This window comes from Vibrio sp. R78045 (genome assembly GCF_042466085.1).
Lineage (GTDB): Bacteria > Pseudomonadota > Gammaproteobacteria > Enterobacterales > Vibrionaceae > Vibrio > Vibrio cyclitrophicus.
In genome coordinates, this window is sequence record NZ_JAXHBS010000018.1 from 135,919 (window position 1) to 150,237 (window position 14,319).

The 14,319-nt window shown below is 42.5% G+C and carries 15 protein-coding genes; 10 read left to right on the forward strand and 5 right to left on the reverse strand.

The features are described from left to right. The first annotated feature begins 204 nt into the window (after window positions 1-204). From SJY39_RS22295 to SJY39_RS22320, 6 genes are all read left to right on the forward strand, one after another. Window positions 205-1,011 carry a substrate-binding domain-containing protein gene (locus SJY39_RS22295; RefSeq protein ID WP_016768075.1) on the forward strand — a complete coding sequence of 269 codons (807 nt, stop codon included), beginning with the start codon at window positions 205-207 and terminating at the stop codon, window positions 1,009-1,011. 218 nt (window positions 1,012-1,229) lie between these two features. Next, on the forward strand, window positions 1,230-1,928 hold the full coding sequence (locus SJY39_RS22300) for an ABC transporter permease (protein ID WP_016784878.1): 699 nt from the start codon (window positions 1,230-1,232) through the stop codon (window positions 1,926-1,928). 10 nt (window positions 1,929-1,938) lie between these two features. Continuing rightward, window positions 1,939-2,658: an energy-coupling factor ABC transporter ATP-binding protein gene (locus tag SJY39_RS22305; protein WP_010440897.1), complete on the forward strand. Its 720-nt coding sequence runs from the start codon at window positions 1,939-1,941 to the stop codon at window positions 2,656-2,658. After that, the gene (mobA, locus tag SJY39_RS22310; RefSeq protein ID WP_010440899.1) at window positions 2,636-3,220 is read left to right on the forward strand and encodes a molybdenum cofactor guanylyltransferase MobA; all 585 of its coding nucleotides are present in this window, start codon (window positions 2,636-2,638) and stop codon (window positions 3,218-3,220) included. Before SJY39_RS22305 ends, mobA begins: the two co-directional genes overlap by 23 nt. Next, window positions 3,220-5,037 carry a bifunctional molybdopterin-guanine dinucleotide biosynthesis adaptor protein MobB/molybdopterin molybdotransferase MoeA gene (locus tag SJY39_RS22315; protein WP_016792530.1) on the forward strand — a complete coding sequence of 606 codons (1,818 nt, stop codon included), beginning with the start codon at window positions 3,220-3,222 and terminating at the stop codon, window positions 5,035-5,037. The genes mobA and SJY39_RS22315 overlap by 1 nt, the downstream gene beginning before the upstream one ends. Before the next feature lie 260 nt (window positions 5,038-5,297). Then, window positions 5,298-5,564, forward strand: a complete 267-nt coding sequence (locus SJY39_RS22320; RefSeq protein ID WP_004733780.1) for a DUF2960 family protein — start codon at window positions 5,298-5,300, stop codon at window positions 5,562-5,564. 157 nt (window positions 5,565-5,721) lie between these two features. Here SJY39_RS22320 and nagK read toward each other — a convergent pair whose 3' ends face one another. Both nagK and SJY39_RS22330 read right to left on the reverse strand, forming a co-directional pair. Further along, on the reverse strand, window positions 5,722-6,630 hold the full coding sequence (gene nagK, locus SJY39_RS22325; protein WP_016768079.1) for an N-acetylglucosamine kinase: 909 nt from the start codon (window positions 6,628-6,630) through the stop codon (window positions 5,722-5,724). Between the two features lie 163 nt (window positions 6,631-6,793). Continuing rightward, entirely contained in the window at window positions 6,794-7,534 is a 741-nt protein-coding gene (locus SJY39_RS22330; RefSeq protein ID WP_171342075.1) for a tRNA-uridine aminocarboxypropyltransferase, read from the reverse strand. Between the two features lie 74 nt (window positions 7,535-7,608). On the opposite strand from SJY39_RS22330, the gene SJY39_RS22335 reads away from it, so the two are divergent. Next, entirely contained in the window at window positions 7,609-8,418 is an 810-nt protein-coding gene (locus SJY39_RS22335) for a sterol desaturase family protein (RefSeq protein ID WP_016784874.1), read from the forward strand. A 156-nt stretch (window positions 8,419-8,574) separates the two neighbouring features. On the opposite strand, the gene SJY39_RS22340 is transcribed toward SJY39_RS22335, so the two are convergent. Further along, window positions 8,575-10,623 carry a methyl-accepting chemotaxis protein gene (locus SJY39_RS22340; RefSeq protein WP_016768082.1) on the reverse strand — a complete coding sequence of 683 codons (2,049 nt, stop codon included), beginning with the start codon at window positions 10,621-10,623 and terminating at the stop codon, window positions 8,575-8,577. Window positions 10,624-10,727: 104 nt separating this feature from the next. On the opposite strand from SJY39_RS22340, the gene SJY39_RS22345 reads away from it, so the two are divergent. Next, entirely contained in the window at window positions 10,728-11,213 is a 486-nt protein-coding gene (locus SJY39_RS22345) for a C40 family peptidase (protein WP_016768083.1), read from the forward strand. Window positions 11,214-11,367: 154 nt separating this feature from the next. Here the strand turns inward: SJY39_RS22345 and SJY39_RS22350 are convergent, their stop codons facing one another. Next, window positions 11,368-11,712 (reverse strand): DUF3802 family protein, encoded by a 345-nt coding sequence (locus SJY39_RS22350; protein WP_010440912.1) that lies wholly within the window; start codon window positions 11,710-11,712, stop codon window positions 11,368-11,370. A 546-nt stretch (window positions 11,713-12,258) separates the two neighbouring features. Between SJY39_RS22350 and SJY39_RS22355 the strand changes: the two genes are divergently transcribed. After that, window positions 12,259-13,125 carry a fructosamine kinase family protein gene (locus SJY39_RS22355; RefSeq protein WP_016768084.1) on the forward strand — a complete coding sequence of 289 codons (867 nt, stop codon included), beginning with the start codon at window positions 12,259-12,261 and terminating at the stop codon, window positions 13,123-13,125. Between the two features lie 93 nt (window positions 13,126-13,218). Beyond that, window positions 13,219-13,422: a CPXCG motif-containing cysteine-rich protein gene (locus tag SJY39_RS22360; protein ID WP_004733789.1), complete on the forward strand. Its 204-nt coding sequence runs from the start codon at window positions 13,219-13,221 to the stop codon at window positions 13,420-13,422. A gap of 217 nt (window positions 13,423-13,639) precedes the next feature. On the opposite strand, the gene SJY39_RS22365 is transcribed toward SJY39_RS22360, so the two are convergent. Further along, the gene (locus tag SJY39_RS22365) at window positions 13,640-14,248 is read right to left on the reverse strand and encodes a riboflavin synthase (RefSeq protein ID WP_016793299.1); all 609 of its coding nucleotides are present in this window, start codon (window positions 14,246-14,248) and stop codon (window positions 13,640-13,642) included. Window positions 14,249-14,319 lie beyond the last annotated feature (71 nt).

Genomic DNA, 14,319 nt, shown 5'->3' on the forward strand with positions numbered 1-14,319 from the left:
TTCAATTTTTCGCGTCAAATGGCGCAACTTAGTCCGAAATAACAGTAATTTAATGAGATCTGATGCATGATTTATTGGCATCAAGCTTGCTTGTAAGGTGATGATTTCTAATTACAACAATTAGCATCTTATGTACATGACCTTCTTTGAGCCCTTTATACTGAAGGCATGTCATTCATTTATAACAGAATGGACATAATAATAATGAAAGCAATTCCCTTAACCCTTGCAGCTCTATCTATCGTCAGTTACACGGCTAGCAGCGCAGAAGACACCACTCATATCAAACTTGCAACCACGACAAGTACTTATCATTCTGGTTTGCTCGATTACTTATTACCTGAATTTGAAAAGGATTCTGGTATCAAAGTCGACGTACTCGCTGCAGGTACAGGCAAATCACTTCGCATGGGCGAAAATGGTGATGTTGATCTTGTGATGACGCACGCTCCTAAGGCCGAAGCGAACTTCGTTGAAAAAGGCTACGGTGTTCTACCTCGCAAGCTGATGTACAACGATTTTGTTATCGTTGGCCCTCAAACGGATCCTGCTAAGGTTGCGTCTCAAGAAAACGTCGCTGAAGTATTCAAAGCCATTGCAGAAAACAACGTTACTTTTGTTTCTCGTGGCGACGATTCAGGTACTCACAAAAAAGAGATGGGTATTTGGGCTCAAACTAAAATGGAACCCAACTTCGGTGGTTATCGCAGCGTTGGTCAAGGTATGGGGCCTACCCTAAACATGGCATCAGAGATGCAAGGTTATACCATGACAGACCGCGGAACTTGGTTGGCTTACCAAAACAAACTTGATCTTAAAGTGTTGTTCCAAGGCGACAAAAACCTTTTCAACCCTTACCAAGTTATTTTGGTGAACCCAGAACGTTACCCAAGCATCAACTACCAAGCAGCGAAAGTATTCAGTGATTGGTTGGTGAACCCGAAAGGTCAAAAGCTAATCAACGACTTTAAGCTTCACGGTAAGCAGTTGTTTGTTGCTAGCGCAGAGTAGTCAACAAAGCACTATCCTTTACCAAGTGACATTAATGAAGAAATAATGTTCATGAAAGTTACTTGGTAAAAGCTGTTAGCTTTTGTTAACAACGACTCTTGCAAAAGACCACTTTAAGATACGATAGCTGACCAATTAAGCCTCAAGCAAATTCAGTCAGCTATGATTAAATCAGTCATACCTACTAAGACTTATTGTCGATCGAAACGAGATACATCATGACCTTATGGCAAACAACGCTTGATGCATTAAATTTACTAGTGAGCTTTGACTACGAATTGTGGAAAATCGTCGCGGTATCTTTCAGCGTGTCTTTGTCCGCCATTTCACTGGTGATCGTACCTGCAATCATCATGGCTTTTTTATTAGCGTACACAGAGTTTCCCGGGAAGTGGGCGCTGCTTTCCGTGATTAACACCTTACAAGCTATTCCGACTGTCGTAATCGGCTTGCTGATGTACATGATGCTATCGCGCTCTGGCCCTTTGGGCGATTGGCAACTGCTATTCACGCAACAGGCGATGATCTTAGGTCAGATGCTGATCTGTTTCCCGATCCTTGTCGCAATGATGCATGGTGCGCTGCAAGCCAGTGACCGTCGCGCGGTTGAAACTGCACGTACCCTGGGAGTATCAACCACTCGAGTGGCATGTACTTTAATTTGGGAAACTCGCTTTCCTTTAATGGCTGCCACCATCGCTGCATTTTCTCGCATCGTCACTGAAGTGGGCTGTTCGATGATGGTTGGTGGCAACATTATGGGGATGACAAGAAATATCCCAACGGCTATTGCCATGGAGAGTCATAAAGGCGCTTTCGCACAAGGTGTCGCGCTGGGTATGGTTTTACTTGCACTGGCATTAGCCCTTAACTTTTTTCTCTCTAGTGTGAGAGGAAAAGGCTATTTAAGAACTTAGGAACGCTGTCATGAGTATAAAAATAACAACGCAGCAAATCTCAATGCGCTACAAAGAGCGTGTTTTGTTCCATATTCCCGAATTGTCGATTGGCCCTAATGATGCCATTTATCTTAAAGGTGATAATGGCGTTGGTAAAACGACCCTACTTAAAATCTTGTCAGGACTTATCCAACCTAGCTCTGGACGCATTCAATCTCCTACCCAAAGTTGGCAGCAGATTTTATTCCCGAGACTGAAGTTCAAGGACATCATCTATTTACACCAAACCCCTTATCTTTTTGATGGTTCGGTGTACCAAAATGTCGCTTATGGTATTCGCTTTAATAAAGAGAGCCAAAAAGATAAGCGAGCTCAAATAATTAACGCGCTGAGAATGGTAGGTTTGGAAACCTTAGCAGACGAGCACATCTCTGTGCTGTCTGGTGGTGAACGTCAACGCGTTGCCATGGCGCGCGCTTGGATTCTAAAGCCCTCAATCTTGCTTATGGATGAACCAAGTGCCTCTTTAGATAAAGAATCTATTGAAAGATTGGTGATTATGGCTGAAGATCTTCTTCAGAGAGGCGCAAGTTTGGTCATTACTAGCCATCAAACCAACGCGTTAACCGATTTATGTAAGAAGCAATGGTGGATTAAAGACAACACTTTGACTGAATCACCGCTTCTGCAAATTATTCAAAAAAACAGAGCACAAGAGAATATTTATGCTGCTTCCCACGCAAACTAGTTGGGTTATTTTGGCTGGCGGACAGGCCAGTCGTATGGGCGGGAAAGATAAAGGACTCGTTGAGCTCAACGGGTCTCCGCTTATTCAATACGTAATTAACAAACTGTCACAGCAAGATGTCAGCATTACTATCAATGCCAATCGCAACCTAGACAGTTACCAGGCATTTGCTCCGGTTGTTTCCGATTCATTTCCTGACTATCCAGGACCTTTAGGTGGCATTCATGCTGGCCTTCAAAACGCGACCACAGATTGGGTCGGCTTTGTCCCTTGTGACAGCCCACAAATCAGTGACGACCTTGTTGAGCGTTTTTGTTCTGCAGTTAAAGAAGACAGTGACATTCTTGTCGCGCATGATGGCGAATTTAAACAACCTGTATTCACTCTATTCCACAAACGTGTTCTGCCAAAGCTAGAAGCGTTTTTGGAACGTGGTGATCGTAAGATCATCTTGCTATACAAAGAGTGTGTCACGGAATATGTCGATTTTAGCGATTCACCTAACTGCTTTGTTAATCTGAACACGCCAGAAGAACTCACCCAATTCGGAACGCTTCAATAATGAAAGATTCAACACAACGCCCTAACCTTCCTTTATTGGGCTTTGCTGCTTATAGCGGTACAGGAAAAACAACGGTACTTGAAGCTCTGCTTCCGTTATTGACTGAATCGGGTTTAAAAGTTGGTGTGTTAAAACATGCTCACCACGATTTTGATGTCGATAAGCCGGGTAAAGACAGTTACCGCTTACGTAAGGCTGGAGCCAATCAAATGCTGATCGCTTCGCGTAACCGTCACGTGATGATGACAGAAACGCCAGAAGCCGAAGCTGACTTTGATTACCTGCTGACTCGCTTTGATACCAACACACTTGATCTGATTTTGGTTGAAGGCTGTAAGAACATCGCTTTTCCTAAAATTGAATTGCACCGAGATGAAGTAGGTAAACCATGGTTATATCCGAATGATGACAACATTATTGCCATTGCTGCAGACAGACAAGTGGAATCCGAACTGCCACAAATGGCGATCAGCGACTTAGACGCGATTCGTGATTTCATCATCGAATATGCTCAGTCATTTGATTCTTCATCGACAACAAGCAAAACAGCGTCGTGTTCATCTTCAAAAGACGATACACCTGTTGTGTGCTGTGACTCATTCTCTCCTGCTGGCCTAAGCGTTACGCAAGGCCAACAAAAGATCGTCGATAGTATTGACGCGCTCGAACTCACAGAGAGTGTTGAATTACTACAAGGCTACGGCCGCGTATTGGCTGAAGATGTTATTTCACCAATCAATGTGCCTCAAAACATCAACTCTGCAATGGACGGCTACGCGATTCGCAGTGAAGACTTAGAATTGGATAGCTACCAACTGGTTGCTGAAGTTATGGCTGGCCATAGCTACGACAAAACCGTTAAACAGGGTGAAGCTGTTAAGATCATGACGGGCGCACCAATGCCAGAAGGCGTTGATGTGGTTGTTATGCGTGAGCAAGCCGTTCAAGATGACAACAAAGTTAGCTTCCCTGGTGCTAAAATCTCGGTTGGACAAAATGTCCGTATGGCGGGTGAAGATTTAGAAATCGGCCAACCCGTCTTTACACGTGGCACACGTATCGAAGCACCAGAAATGGGCATGATGGCGTCGTTAGGTTTTGGTACATGTCCTGTTCTATGTAAAGTAAAAGTGGGCGTGTTCTCGACGGGTGATGAAGTTCAAGCGCCCGGTAGCGAGCAAAAACCAAACTCTATCTACGATTCAAACCGTTTTACTATTATCGGCATGCTTCAAAAGCTTGGCTGTGACATTGTCGATTACGGCATCATCGAAGATGACGAACAAAAGATGATGGATGTGCTTCATGCTGCGTCGTTGGAAACTGATATGGTACTAACGTCTGGGGGTGTTTCAGTTGGTGATGCCGACTACATTAAACTCGCGCTAGACAAACTAGGTGAAATTAACTTCTGGCGTATCAATATGCGTCCAGGTCGCCCTCTTGCTTACGGTAAGATTGAAAACAAACCATTCTTCGGTTTACCGGGCAACCCTGTCGCGGTAATGGTGTCGTTTATTAATTTCGTTGAACCTGCAATCCGTAAACTGCAAGGACAAACCAACTGGACACCAGTGAAAGCGAACGCGGTAGCGACTGAGCAATTACGTTCACGCCAAGGTCGTACTGAGTTCAGCCGTGGTGTGTTCTCGATGAGTGAATTTGGTGTGCTTGAAGTGAAAACTACTGGCAAACAAGGTTCAGGCATTCTGCGCTCTATGAGCGAAGCGAACTGCTTAATCGAAATCTCGCCAGCGGTTGATACAGTGAAAGTTGGTGAGACAGTCACGATTATTCCACTGCAGGGTCGTGTTTAATTTAAGCTCATTAGCTTAAATTTGAATTAGCAGACTTTACTAAAAGATAGACGAAGCCCCTATATTGATCATTCGATACTAAGAGGCTTTCTGTTTATTCGTTTCGTGAAAGACAACCTGTTCGTTTCCTGACAGACAAAAAGCTTACGATCGCGATAAGCGATAACAGCGATAATCTTAAGATTTCTTACCATTGCCTTGAGCCACGTACGGTTTTTATGTAGAGTGCGCGCAAAGTAATAATTCTATTGGAGAGCATCATGGCTCGTACCATTCTGTACACTTATAAAGACGAAGACAAAGAGTTACTGTTTTCTAAACAAGAACACCGCACGATTCAAGAAGCTGTAGCGGCAGCTGAAGGTATCGACATCACTGAGTATCTAAAAACTGAGCAACAGCTTGAGTTTATTTCTGATACTAAAGCTGTTCGTAACTACCAAGATAACTATTTCCGTAAGCTTGGCTTTACCAAGCTTACGTTGAAGCAAAAAGATAACCTTGGTGTTGGCAAAAAGAAGAAGTAAGTCCTCTTGGAGCTTGTTTCTTTGCTGCTTCTAGCTTCTAGCTTCTAGCTTCTAGCTTCTAGCAACAAAAACACTAAATCATAAAAAATGCCGCAACCTCTTTCGAGATTACGGCATTTTTATTTATAGTTTTTACTCGCTTAACGTTAAGTTGAGATTACTTAATGTTAAGGAATGCAGCACCACGAACGCCACCTGAATCACCGTGTTTTGCTTTGATGATTTTCGGACATTTCGCCACAGACAACAAGTATTTAGGTATACGTTTTGGCATCTCTTCGTAGATAAGCTCAAAGTTAGACAAGCCACCACCAAGCGCAACAACATGCGGGTCAAGCGCTGTGAATAGGTTTGCAAAACAGATAGCTAATAACTCCATGAAACGATCTACGTGCTCAACAGCTTTTGCTTCACCTTCGTTGTAAGCTTGAATGATTTCAACTGCTTTTTTCTTCTCACCAAAATAGTGATCATAAATCAGCTCAAAGCCACGACCTGACAAGTAACTGTCTAAACAGCCCTTTTTTCCGCAACCACAACCAAGTAACGGTGCGTTATCGCCAAGGTGAAGCCAAGCATCAAGAGGTAAGCGCATATGGCCTAGCTCACCTGCCACGTGGTTACGACCGGAGAATACCTTACCGTCGAAGACTAAACCGCCACCGAAACCAGTACCAAGAATCAGGCCGGCAACTGAAGGTTCATCTTTAAGTTCGTCATCCCATGCTTCTGAAAGCGCAAAACAGTTCGCATCATTTTCGATTTTCACACTACGACCGATAAGCGCTTCTAGATCTGTACGTAGCGGCTTACCTGTTGATGCAGGTACGTTAACAACAAGCATAGTGCCATCGTCTGCGTTTTCCATGCCAGGAAGGCCAAGGCCAATTTTGCCTTCGCAAGACAGTTCGTTATCGTACTTTTTTACTAAACCAGCAATCGTATCAAGTAATAATTGATAGTTATCAGTTGGCGTCGGTACACGCTCTGTTGCCACTCGCTCAAGTTTCTCGTTGAATGCACCAAACTCAATTTTTGTGCCGCCAACATCGAAGCCGTAATACATGAAATCTCTCCAATTCTTCCCTAAATTCGGGCAAATAAAATTTTGTAAATAAACAACTAAGGAGCATTATCCATAACACTCCCCCTACAAACCGTGATAGATAACAAACTTATCTTGTGTTCGAGTCTGTTTGAACAACAAGTCAGCACATAGCGGTTAAAGGTTAGAGTGACTTCTCATTTTTGCTGTGTTCTATGAAAGCATTCAAGCTAGGTTTAGTCGGATCTGACTTATAACGCGTCTTACTTAACATGTAGCTTTCACGAAATACTTCAAACCAAAGTTGTAAAGTCTTCGCGCCCTCTTCTTCTCCAGCTTGCTTTAAAACTAAGCTGGCGACTTCTGCCGTTGAGAGGTGTTGTTCGTTATCTGACTTTCTCATCATGTATTGAGAAACCGATTCAGGCTCAATCGACAACACAGGTAAATCTTGCAGATACTCTGAACGGCGGAAGATGCGTCTCGCTTCACGCCAACTACCATCGATGAAGATAAGAAGAAGTGTTTTATTAGGATCGCGCATTTGTGGTAAATCTTGAACCACTCGCGTTTTGTCATCGGTGTAGCCTTCAGGGAATACAACAACGGGTTGATATTTATCATCCTTTAGAACATCAAGCATCTCTTGATTCGGCTCAGTACGGTGCCAAAGGTAGGCATAGCTGTCTTTGACCGTATCAACAATCAATCGGCCTGTATTGCTTGGCTTCAAGATTTCGTTGTCTGACAAGATCAACATCGTAGCGACATTCGTATCTATATTCGGTTGATGCTCGCAGATGCAGCTGTCTTGTTTTATTTTGCAGTATTCGCATCGCACGACTTTGCACCCGCGCGCGTTAAACGGCTTAGTAGCAATAGACAAGCGGTGTTGATATAAACGGTGAAAAGCGTGGATTCTCATGGATAATAACGATAGATCTAGAAAAGTTGCACGATTGTACTTACAGTGACCGTAGAATGATAGAAGGAATTCCCATGCAAGACCCATCACTGCTTCGCCTTGTTTGTTTTATTGTCGTTTTTGGATTATGTGCGATTTGGGAGTACCGTTTTCCACGCAAAACGCTAACTCAAAATAAGTGGTTCCGTTGGGGGAACAACTTTGCGTTGGTTGCACTCAACAGTTTTCTGCTAGCCACACTTATTCCTATTGCTGCATTCCAAGCGGCTGTCATTGCACAAGACAATCAATGGGGTTTATTTAATACCCTGTCACTTCCTAAAGAACTCGTTGTACTGATCTGTGTATTGCTGTTGGATTGCGCCATTTACCTGCAACACTTGGTGTTTCATCGTGTGTCTTGGCTTTGGAGATTACATCGAGTGCATCATGCCGACCTAGATATTGATGTCACAACAGGTACACGATTTCATCCAATTGAGATGATGCTTTCTATGCTTATCAAAGTGAGTTTAGTGATCACCCTTGGGGTTCCAGTGATTGCCGTGGTGATATTTGAAATTGTGCTTAACGCGAGCGCGATGTTTAACCACAGTAATGCACGTCTACCACTTTGGATTGATAAGCGATTGAGAAAAGTGATTGTGACACCAGACATGCATCGTGTTCATCACTCGGTCATTGTGAAAGAAACCCATTCTAATTTTGGCTTCTTTTTATCGGTTTGGGATATCTGGTTTAAGACTTATCGTGCCCAGCCTATGCTTGGACACGATCACGTCCACATTGGCGTGCCTGAGATACAAGATGGCAAAGAACAGAGATTGGATTTCATGCTGCGTCAACCATTTGTCCATTACCCACATTCAAGAAAATCAAAGTAGCGGTTTGTTTTCTACATGCCATCTTTCAATATAAGGCCCAAAAAAAGCAGGCGCTCAAACCATTTATTAGTCATTCCGCGCTAATAATGAGTTTAAGCGCCTTGCTCTTGGTATCGAGACGCTGGCTTGTTATTCAGAGAAATCTTTTCTAACTGGTTATCTACTTAATACGTACTTATGAAGCATCGCTTGTTGATGCCCTGCAATGTCAGCAACTTGCTCTGAGCTTTCAATCATAGACTCTAGCTGTAGCTTAGTGTTTTCGCCCTGCTCTGACACGCGTGTAATGGAATGGGTTACATCAACAGTAGCGCGAGCTTGCTGTTCGGTTGCGACCATGATTTGCTCAACTCTACCTTTTATCTGGCTGACTGCTACGTCGATTTTCTCAAAAGCTTGTTTTACATCACCACTGGTTTTCAATGCATTAGCCATTTCGCTTCGAGACTCGCTGACTGACATACGAGATCGATCAGCTGCAGCCACCAGCTCATTCATCATGCTGCGAATATTGGTGGTTTGCTGGGATGTACCGCTCGCCAGTTTTCTTACTTCATCTGCAACCACTGCAAAGCCACGGCCCTGTTCTCCGGCACGTGCAGCTTCAATCGCAGCATTAAGGGCTAATAGGTTGGTGTTTTCAGCAATGCCACTGATCATATCAACCATTTCACGAATTTGTTTTACTCGCCCGTCTAGATCTGCCATCGATTCTTCGTTCAAGCTTAACGAGTGCTCTAATGCCTGAAGACGCTGTTGATTCAAGCCAACCACCTGACTTCCGGTGACCGATTCATCTTCCGCTAATTGAGCGTCATCGTTCGATGCATTCGAGATACGTGCAATTTCGCCTATAGAAGCTTCAAGTTGAGTAATCGTTGTGATCATGTTTTGCAGAGATTCATTCTGCTCGTTTAAGCTTGAATTCGTCTGCTCTGCAGCATCGTGACTAACTTCTGCTGTTTGATAAAGTGTTTCACAGTTTCGAGTCACCAAGCGAACTGAGTCGGCGGTGGAATCTACGACGGTATTTAACTGTGATGCGATAACCTGCAGCTCTAATGGCCCTACTAATTCGCTTTGTTTAGAAAAGTCATGTTCGGCGAGTAAATTCAGCTGCTGGGTAATGTTTTTTAAGCCTTTGTTGACCCAATGACGTAGCACAAGCCACGAAATAATAATGATCACAGCGATCACTAAACCGCTAGTGAATAACACCCTGTCAATGTTAGTGATGGTTTGGTTTACAACCAACTCACTTGCATCAATCAAGTGTGAAGCCGTCGATGATAATTGATTCAGTGTGCCGATAACCTTGTTCGCTAAGGTAATGACTTCAGCTAAATTCTGTTTTTGTTTTTCAGCTAACTCTAATTTCCAGAGGATCTGTTTGATCACCCCTTCTTCTGTGAATCCTTCTTTCACCATGTCATAAGGTGCAGTCAGGCTGGCAAACTCAACAATATCTGGATGCCATTCTGAAAAATCGTCGTACGCTAAGTTTATTCCTGCAATGCGATTTCTTAACTCTCGAAATTCATCTTCCGCTTTGTCTAAGTCAGATTGCATCAACAGCATTAAGAATGTGTTCGCCATTGCCGAAGCACTTGCCGTGAATCGGTTAGCGGCATCATGTGCTTCGGGGTTATTCTGAACTAAAAAAGAGCTAATACGATTCATTTCAGGCCCAATAGAACTAACACCGTAGCGAAACCCTCCTATTTGGCTATCAATGAGGTTTTGTTTACCTTGAATATCAATCTGAGCCAATAACACGCTGTTGGTCATATGTTGTAGCTGAGCCATATCATCAATCAGGCTTTGCTTTTGCTCTAGAGAAATCGCATCGGGGAAGGATTGAGAAATAAAAAGAAGTTCGTCTAGCGTTTGATTGCTCTCTGCAGCTAATTGCTCAATTGCTGATCGTGTTGTGTTGAGTGTGTCTAAATCGGTTGATTGCGTGCTGTAGGTAAGGAGTTTTACTTGTTCTAATACGCTCTGCGTCAACTGAGCGTTGTTTAGTGCTAGGGGCAATGCTTGTTCAGACAACGTATCAAAATGCCCTCCAACCCGCTCTACACCTCGAATACTGACCATCGATAAAAAGGTGACGAGCAAAAGAATCGAAATAAATACAGCAGTGACGGTTTGAATGAGCGAGAATGTATAACGTGAAGGTTTTATTGATAAATTTGTGTCGGGCATGTGAAATCCAGTTTGACTACGAAAAGAGATATCCTTAAGTTGTTCCGTATACTAGAAGTCGTTGATGACGTTTTTATTTCAGTTTTTTGTCAGAAGAGTTACATATGAAAATCAGAAAAATGCTTGCAGTTACAATAACTTTAGTAACATTGACTGCTTGTAGCTCTACGCCACCGCCTTTTAGTTACAATAAAGTACCGTCAAAACCCTTATCGAAATCAGAGCAAGCTACCGCAAATGCGTATTTGAGCGTGTACGAGCAATGGAAAGGTGTCCCTTATCATTTTGGCGGCACTTCATTTCGAGGAATAGATTGTTCGGCTTTCGTTCAAATCGCTGTTCAGAATGCAACGCAACAGGCTTTGCCGCGCACGACCAAAGATCAGAGTAAACAAGGTGTAGAAATTGCGTATGAGCAAGCAATAAGTGGTGACTTAGTATTTTTCAAAACCTCACCAAAAGTACGACATGTAGGTGTTTATCTGGGAAACAAACAGTTCTTACATGCGTCGACATCTAAAGGTGTGATTATCTCAAGGTTGGATAACCCTTATTGGGCTTCGAAGTTTTGGCACTTTAGGCGCATATAACGCGTCAGTCTTTCGCCTCTTTGATAACGCTTACGACCCGGTGAATAGATGTACGTAAGAAGCACTAACGCTTAAAATATTAGTGCTTCAAATAGAGTCGTTCAAAATACTGGTGCTTAAAACTTCTAATGCTTAAAGAAATAAGCTCGGACGGTTAATCGTATTTAGCGACAGCAGTATCAAATAAGTTTTTAACTAAGGCGATGTATTCGTCTAGGAACACAATCTGCTCGTTAGTTGCTTTCTTTGCCCAAACGCCCGCAAGCACTTCACCTAAATCAGCGACTACGGCATCTGCTTCTTTCAACAATTGAAAGCGCACGCTAGAGTGCAGTTCAGGATTTTGTTCAAAGATAGCCATGATGTTGGTTGAAATCATGTCAGTAACAATGTCTTCTACACTTTCATTTCCTGTATCACCATTACTGTTGGTAAATACATCCAAATTGAACGATAAGTGCTCGATTAAAGCCAAATAGCCATCGGTTTCTACAACCACAATAAATCTCCGTTTTAAGCTCTAGAGCAGATTAATACGTATTAAGCTAATACTATGTAAATGAAGTCATTTGTCATCATTTTATTATCAAAAGTCGTATTTAAATGATCCCTGTTAGCATTTAAGCTCAAAATTGAATCAATATACAAATAAAGCCAGAAAGTTCGACTTAGCAATAGCTTTCAACATTTTTAAATACGCAAGAACATAAGTTTTGCTATCCATGACTTACCCTAGCATGAGTACCTACTAAAATTTAAGCGTAAACAATAACAACCCATGCGCACTTTTCTAGTTAGTAGCCTAACATTGAACGTCAACTGTGAGGTTTATTCCAAAGTGCATATGGCTACCATTTGTCATTTTTTATCGAGTTATCAATGGTATTGAATTAGCTTGAGTTCACAGATTAGCCAATTCATTCATCATAAGAAGGCTTAGAATTAAGAACATTGACTAGTGCGTCTATAAATCGCTCAGTTTTATCCTAAACTATTGTTAATCAACAAACCGTATTTCTAACCAACCGTTCTTTGAGGATTTCCTATGTGGCAGGCCATTTCTCAACAGCTTTCAGATACACTTTTATTCAACTTTCAGATCACTGAACGTACTAAGGTTTCTGGTGGTGACATTAACGATTGCTATATGATTAGCGACGGCAATGAGCGTTATTTTGTTAAGGTAAATCAACGAGAGTTTCTACCTAAATTTGAAATAGAAGCTGAGAACCTGCGCTTATTAAGAGATACCTCCACCGTTTATGTACCTGAGCTTGTGCTTATTGGTAAGACTAAGGAGTGCTCGTTCATTATCCTGAATTACTTGCCAACTAAGCCGCTTGAAACTGGCAATAACAGCTTTGATTTTGGTGTACAGCTTGCCCGACTTCATCAATGGGGAGAGCAAAAAGAGTTCGGTTGCGATCAAGACAATTACATAGGCATTACTCTTCAACCTAATCCGTGGCATAAAAAATGGGGACGTTTTTTCTCTGAACAACGTATTGGTTTCCAACTTCAGCTGTTGAAAGAAAAAGGCATCGAATTTGGCGACATTGACGATATAGTCGACGTGGTGAATATGCGACTAGCGAGCCGTAACCCACCCCCTTCACTACTTCATGGCGATCTTTGGAATGGTAACGTGGCTAATTCAGCGTTTGGCCCTATCTGTTACGACCCTGCATGTTATTGGGGTGACCATGAATGTGATATTGCATTAACAGAATTGTTTCATGGGTTCCCTCAAGAGTTTTATGAAGGCTATCAAAGCGTCATGCCTTTGGACGTTGGCTATACTGATCGAAAAGACATTTATAACTTGTACCATCTTCTCAATCACTGCAATCAATTTGGCGGCGAATATTTAGCGCAAACCGAAGCATGTATTCAGAAGATTCAAGCCGTTTAGTACCAATCACGGTGGTTGACCAAAACGATTCAAGCTATCACGATCGATATAAGCGACTTAGGTTAGTATCAGTTACAGTGAGGAGAACTTGCCATGCATAAATACACAGAAAAACACGTGTCCTGCCCTCATTGCGGGCATGCAATCAGCATAACGCTCGACGCCTCCAATGGCAGTCAGGATTTTTACGATGACTGCCCCGCTTGCTGCAACGCCATTCACTTGGACATGCAGGTCGACGAAGTTAGAGATAGGATAAACCTATCGATTGATGCCGATGACGAACAGGTTTTCTAAAAAAGGTTTGCTAACAAGTATGACTGTTGCCACATGCCTAAAGTCATACTAGCAACAACAAAGCTAAAAAGAGCACATCAAGTGCTCTTTTTATTGTTTAAGCCATCGAATGATACAGCTTGTGATTTTCACTAGTTATTCAGCCGCCAGCTTCAACTTTTATTCGTTTAACCATCATAGTTAAACGTGCAAGCCAGCCTAAAGCTAACGGTTCAGGCTACTTTTTGTTCGCCATAATACGTTCAACGGTATCGACGATAGCTTGTGTTTGAGGGTCGAATTCAATATTGACCTCATCTCCGACTTCACGTCCTCCAAACAAAGTTCGATTCAATGTTTCTGGAATGAGATGCACAGAGAAACGGTTGTCTTCGACTTCACCAATAGTCAGTGAACATCCATCAACACCAATGTAGCCTTTACTTAGCACGTACTTCATCGACGCTTCTGGCATTTCAAACCATAGTGTACGGTTGTTTTCCGTTTTGATGACTTCAACCAGTTTTGCCATTAGCGTAATGTGTCCGGACATGCTGTGGCCACCAATTTCATCACCGAACTTAGCTGCACGCTCTACGTTTACTTCGTCCCCAATATTCAACTGACCGAGATTAGTTAATCTTAACGTTGCTTGCATTAAATCAAACGCAACACGGTTTCCTGAAATTTCAGTTACCGTTAAACAACAGCCATTATGAGCTACTGAAGCACCAATCGCTAAGCCCTCTACCATTTTGTCTGTCAACTCAATGGTATGGGTTTGAAACGACTCTTTTTTGTTTATCGCAACCAGTGTTGCCATACCTTGAACGATACCTGTAAACATAAGATTCCTATTTAGCATTTTAGTAACAGTTTTTCATAGCAGTTATTGTGACATTTCTTTATGATTCGTCC

What these genes read in the sequence shown, in the direction of transcription:
- SJY39_RS22295 (WP_016768075.1), top strand. Translation starts at nt 205, where the DNA reads ATGAAAGCAATTCCCTTAACCCTTGCAGCTCTATCTATCGTCAGTTAC.
- SJY39_RS22300 (WP_016784878.1), top strand. Translation starts at nt 1,230, where the DNA reads ATGACCTTATGGCAAACAACGCTTGATGCATTAAATTTACTAGTGAGC.
- SJY39_RS22305 (WP_010440897.1), top strand. Translation starts at nt 1,939, where the DNA reads ATGAGTATAAAAATAACAACGCAGCAAATCTCAATGCGCTACAAAGAG.
- mobA (WP_010440899.1), top strand. Translation starts at nt 2,636, where the DNA reads ATGCTGCTTCCCACGCAAACTAGTTGGGTTATTTTGGCTGGCGGACAG.
- SJY39_RS22315 (WP_016792530.1), top strand. Translation starts at nt 3,220, where the DNA reads ATGAAAGATTCAACACAACGCCCTAACCTTCCTTTATTGGGCTTTGCT.
- SJY39_RS22320 (WP_004733780.1), top strand. Translation starts at nt 5,298, where the DNA reads ATGGCTCGTACCATTCTGTACACTTATAAAGACGAAGACAAAGAGTTA.
- nagK (WP_016768079.1), bottom strand. Translation starts at nt 6,630, where the DNA reads ATGTATTACGGCTTCGATGTTGGCGGCACAAAAATTGAGTTTGGTGCA.
- SJY39_RS22330 (WP_171342075.1), bottom strand. Translation starts at nt 7,534, where the DNA reads ATGAGAATCCACGCTTTTCACCGTTTATATCAACACCGCTTGTCTATT.
- SJY39_RS22335 (WP_016784874.1), top strand. Translation starts at nt 7,609, where the DNA reads ATGCAAGACCCATCACTGCTTCGCCTTGTTTGTTTTATTGTCGTTTTT.
- SJY39_RS22340 (WP_016768082.1), bottom strand. Translation starts at nt 10,623, where the DNA reads ATGCCCGACACAAATTTATCAATAAAACCTTCACGTTATACATTCTCG.
- SJY39_RS22345 (WP_016768083.1), top strand. Translation starts at nt 10,728, where the DNA reads ATGAAAATCAGAAAAATGCTTGCAGTTACAATAACTTTAGTAACATTG.
- SJY39_RS22355 (WP_016768084.1), top strand. Translation starts at nt 12,259, where the DNA reads ATGTGGCAGGCCATTTCTCAACAGCTTTCAGATACACTTTTATTCAAC.
- SJY39_RS22360 (WP_004733789.1), top strand. Translation starts at nt 13,219, where the DNA reads ATGCATAAATACACAGAAAAACACGTGTCCTGCCCTCATTGCGGGCAT.
- SJY39_RS22365 (WP_016793299.1), bottom strand. Translation starts at nt 14,248, where the DNA reads ATGTTTACAGGTATCGTTCAAGGTATGGCAACACTGGTTGCGATAAAC.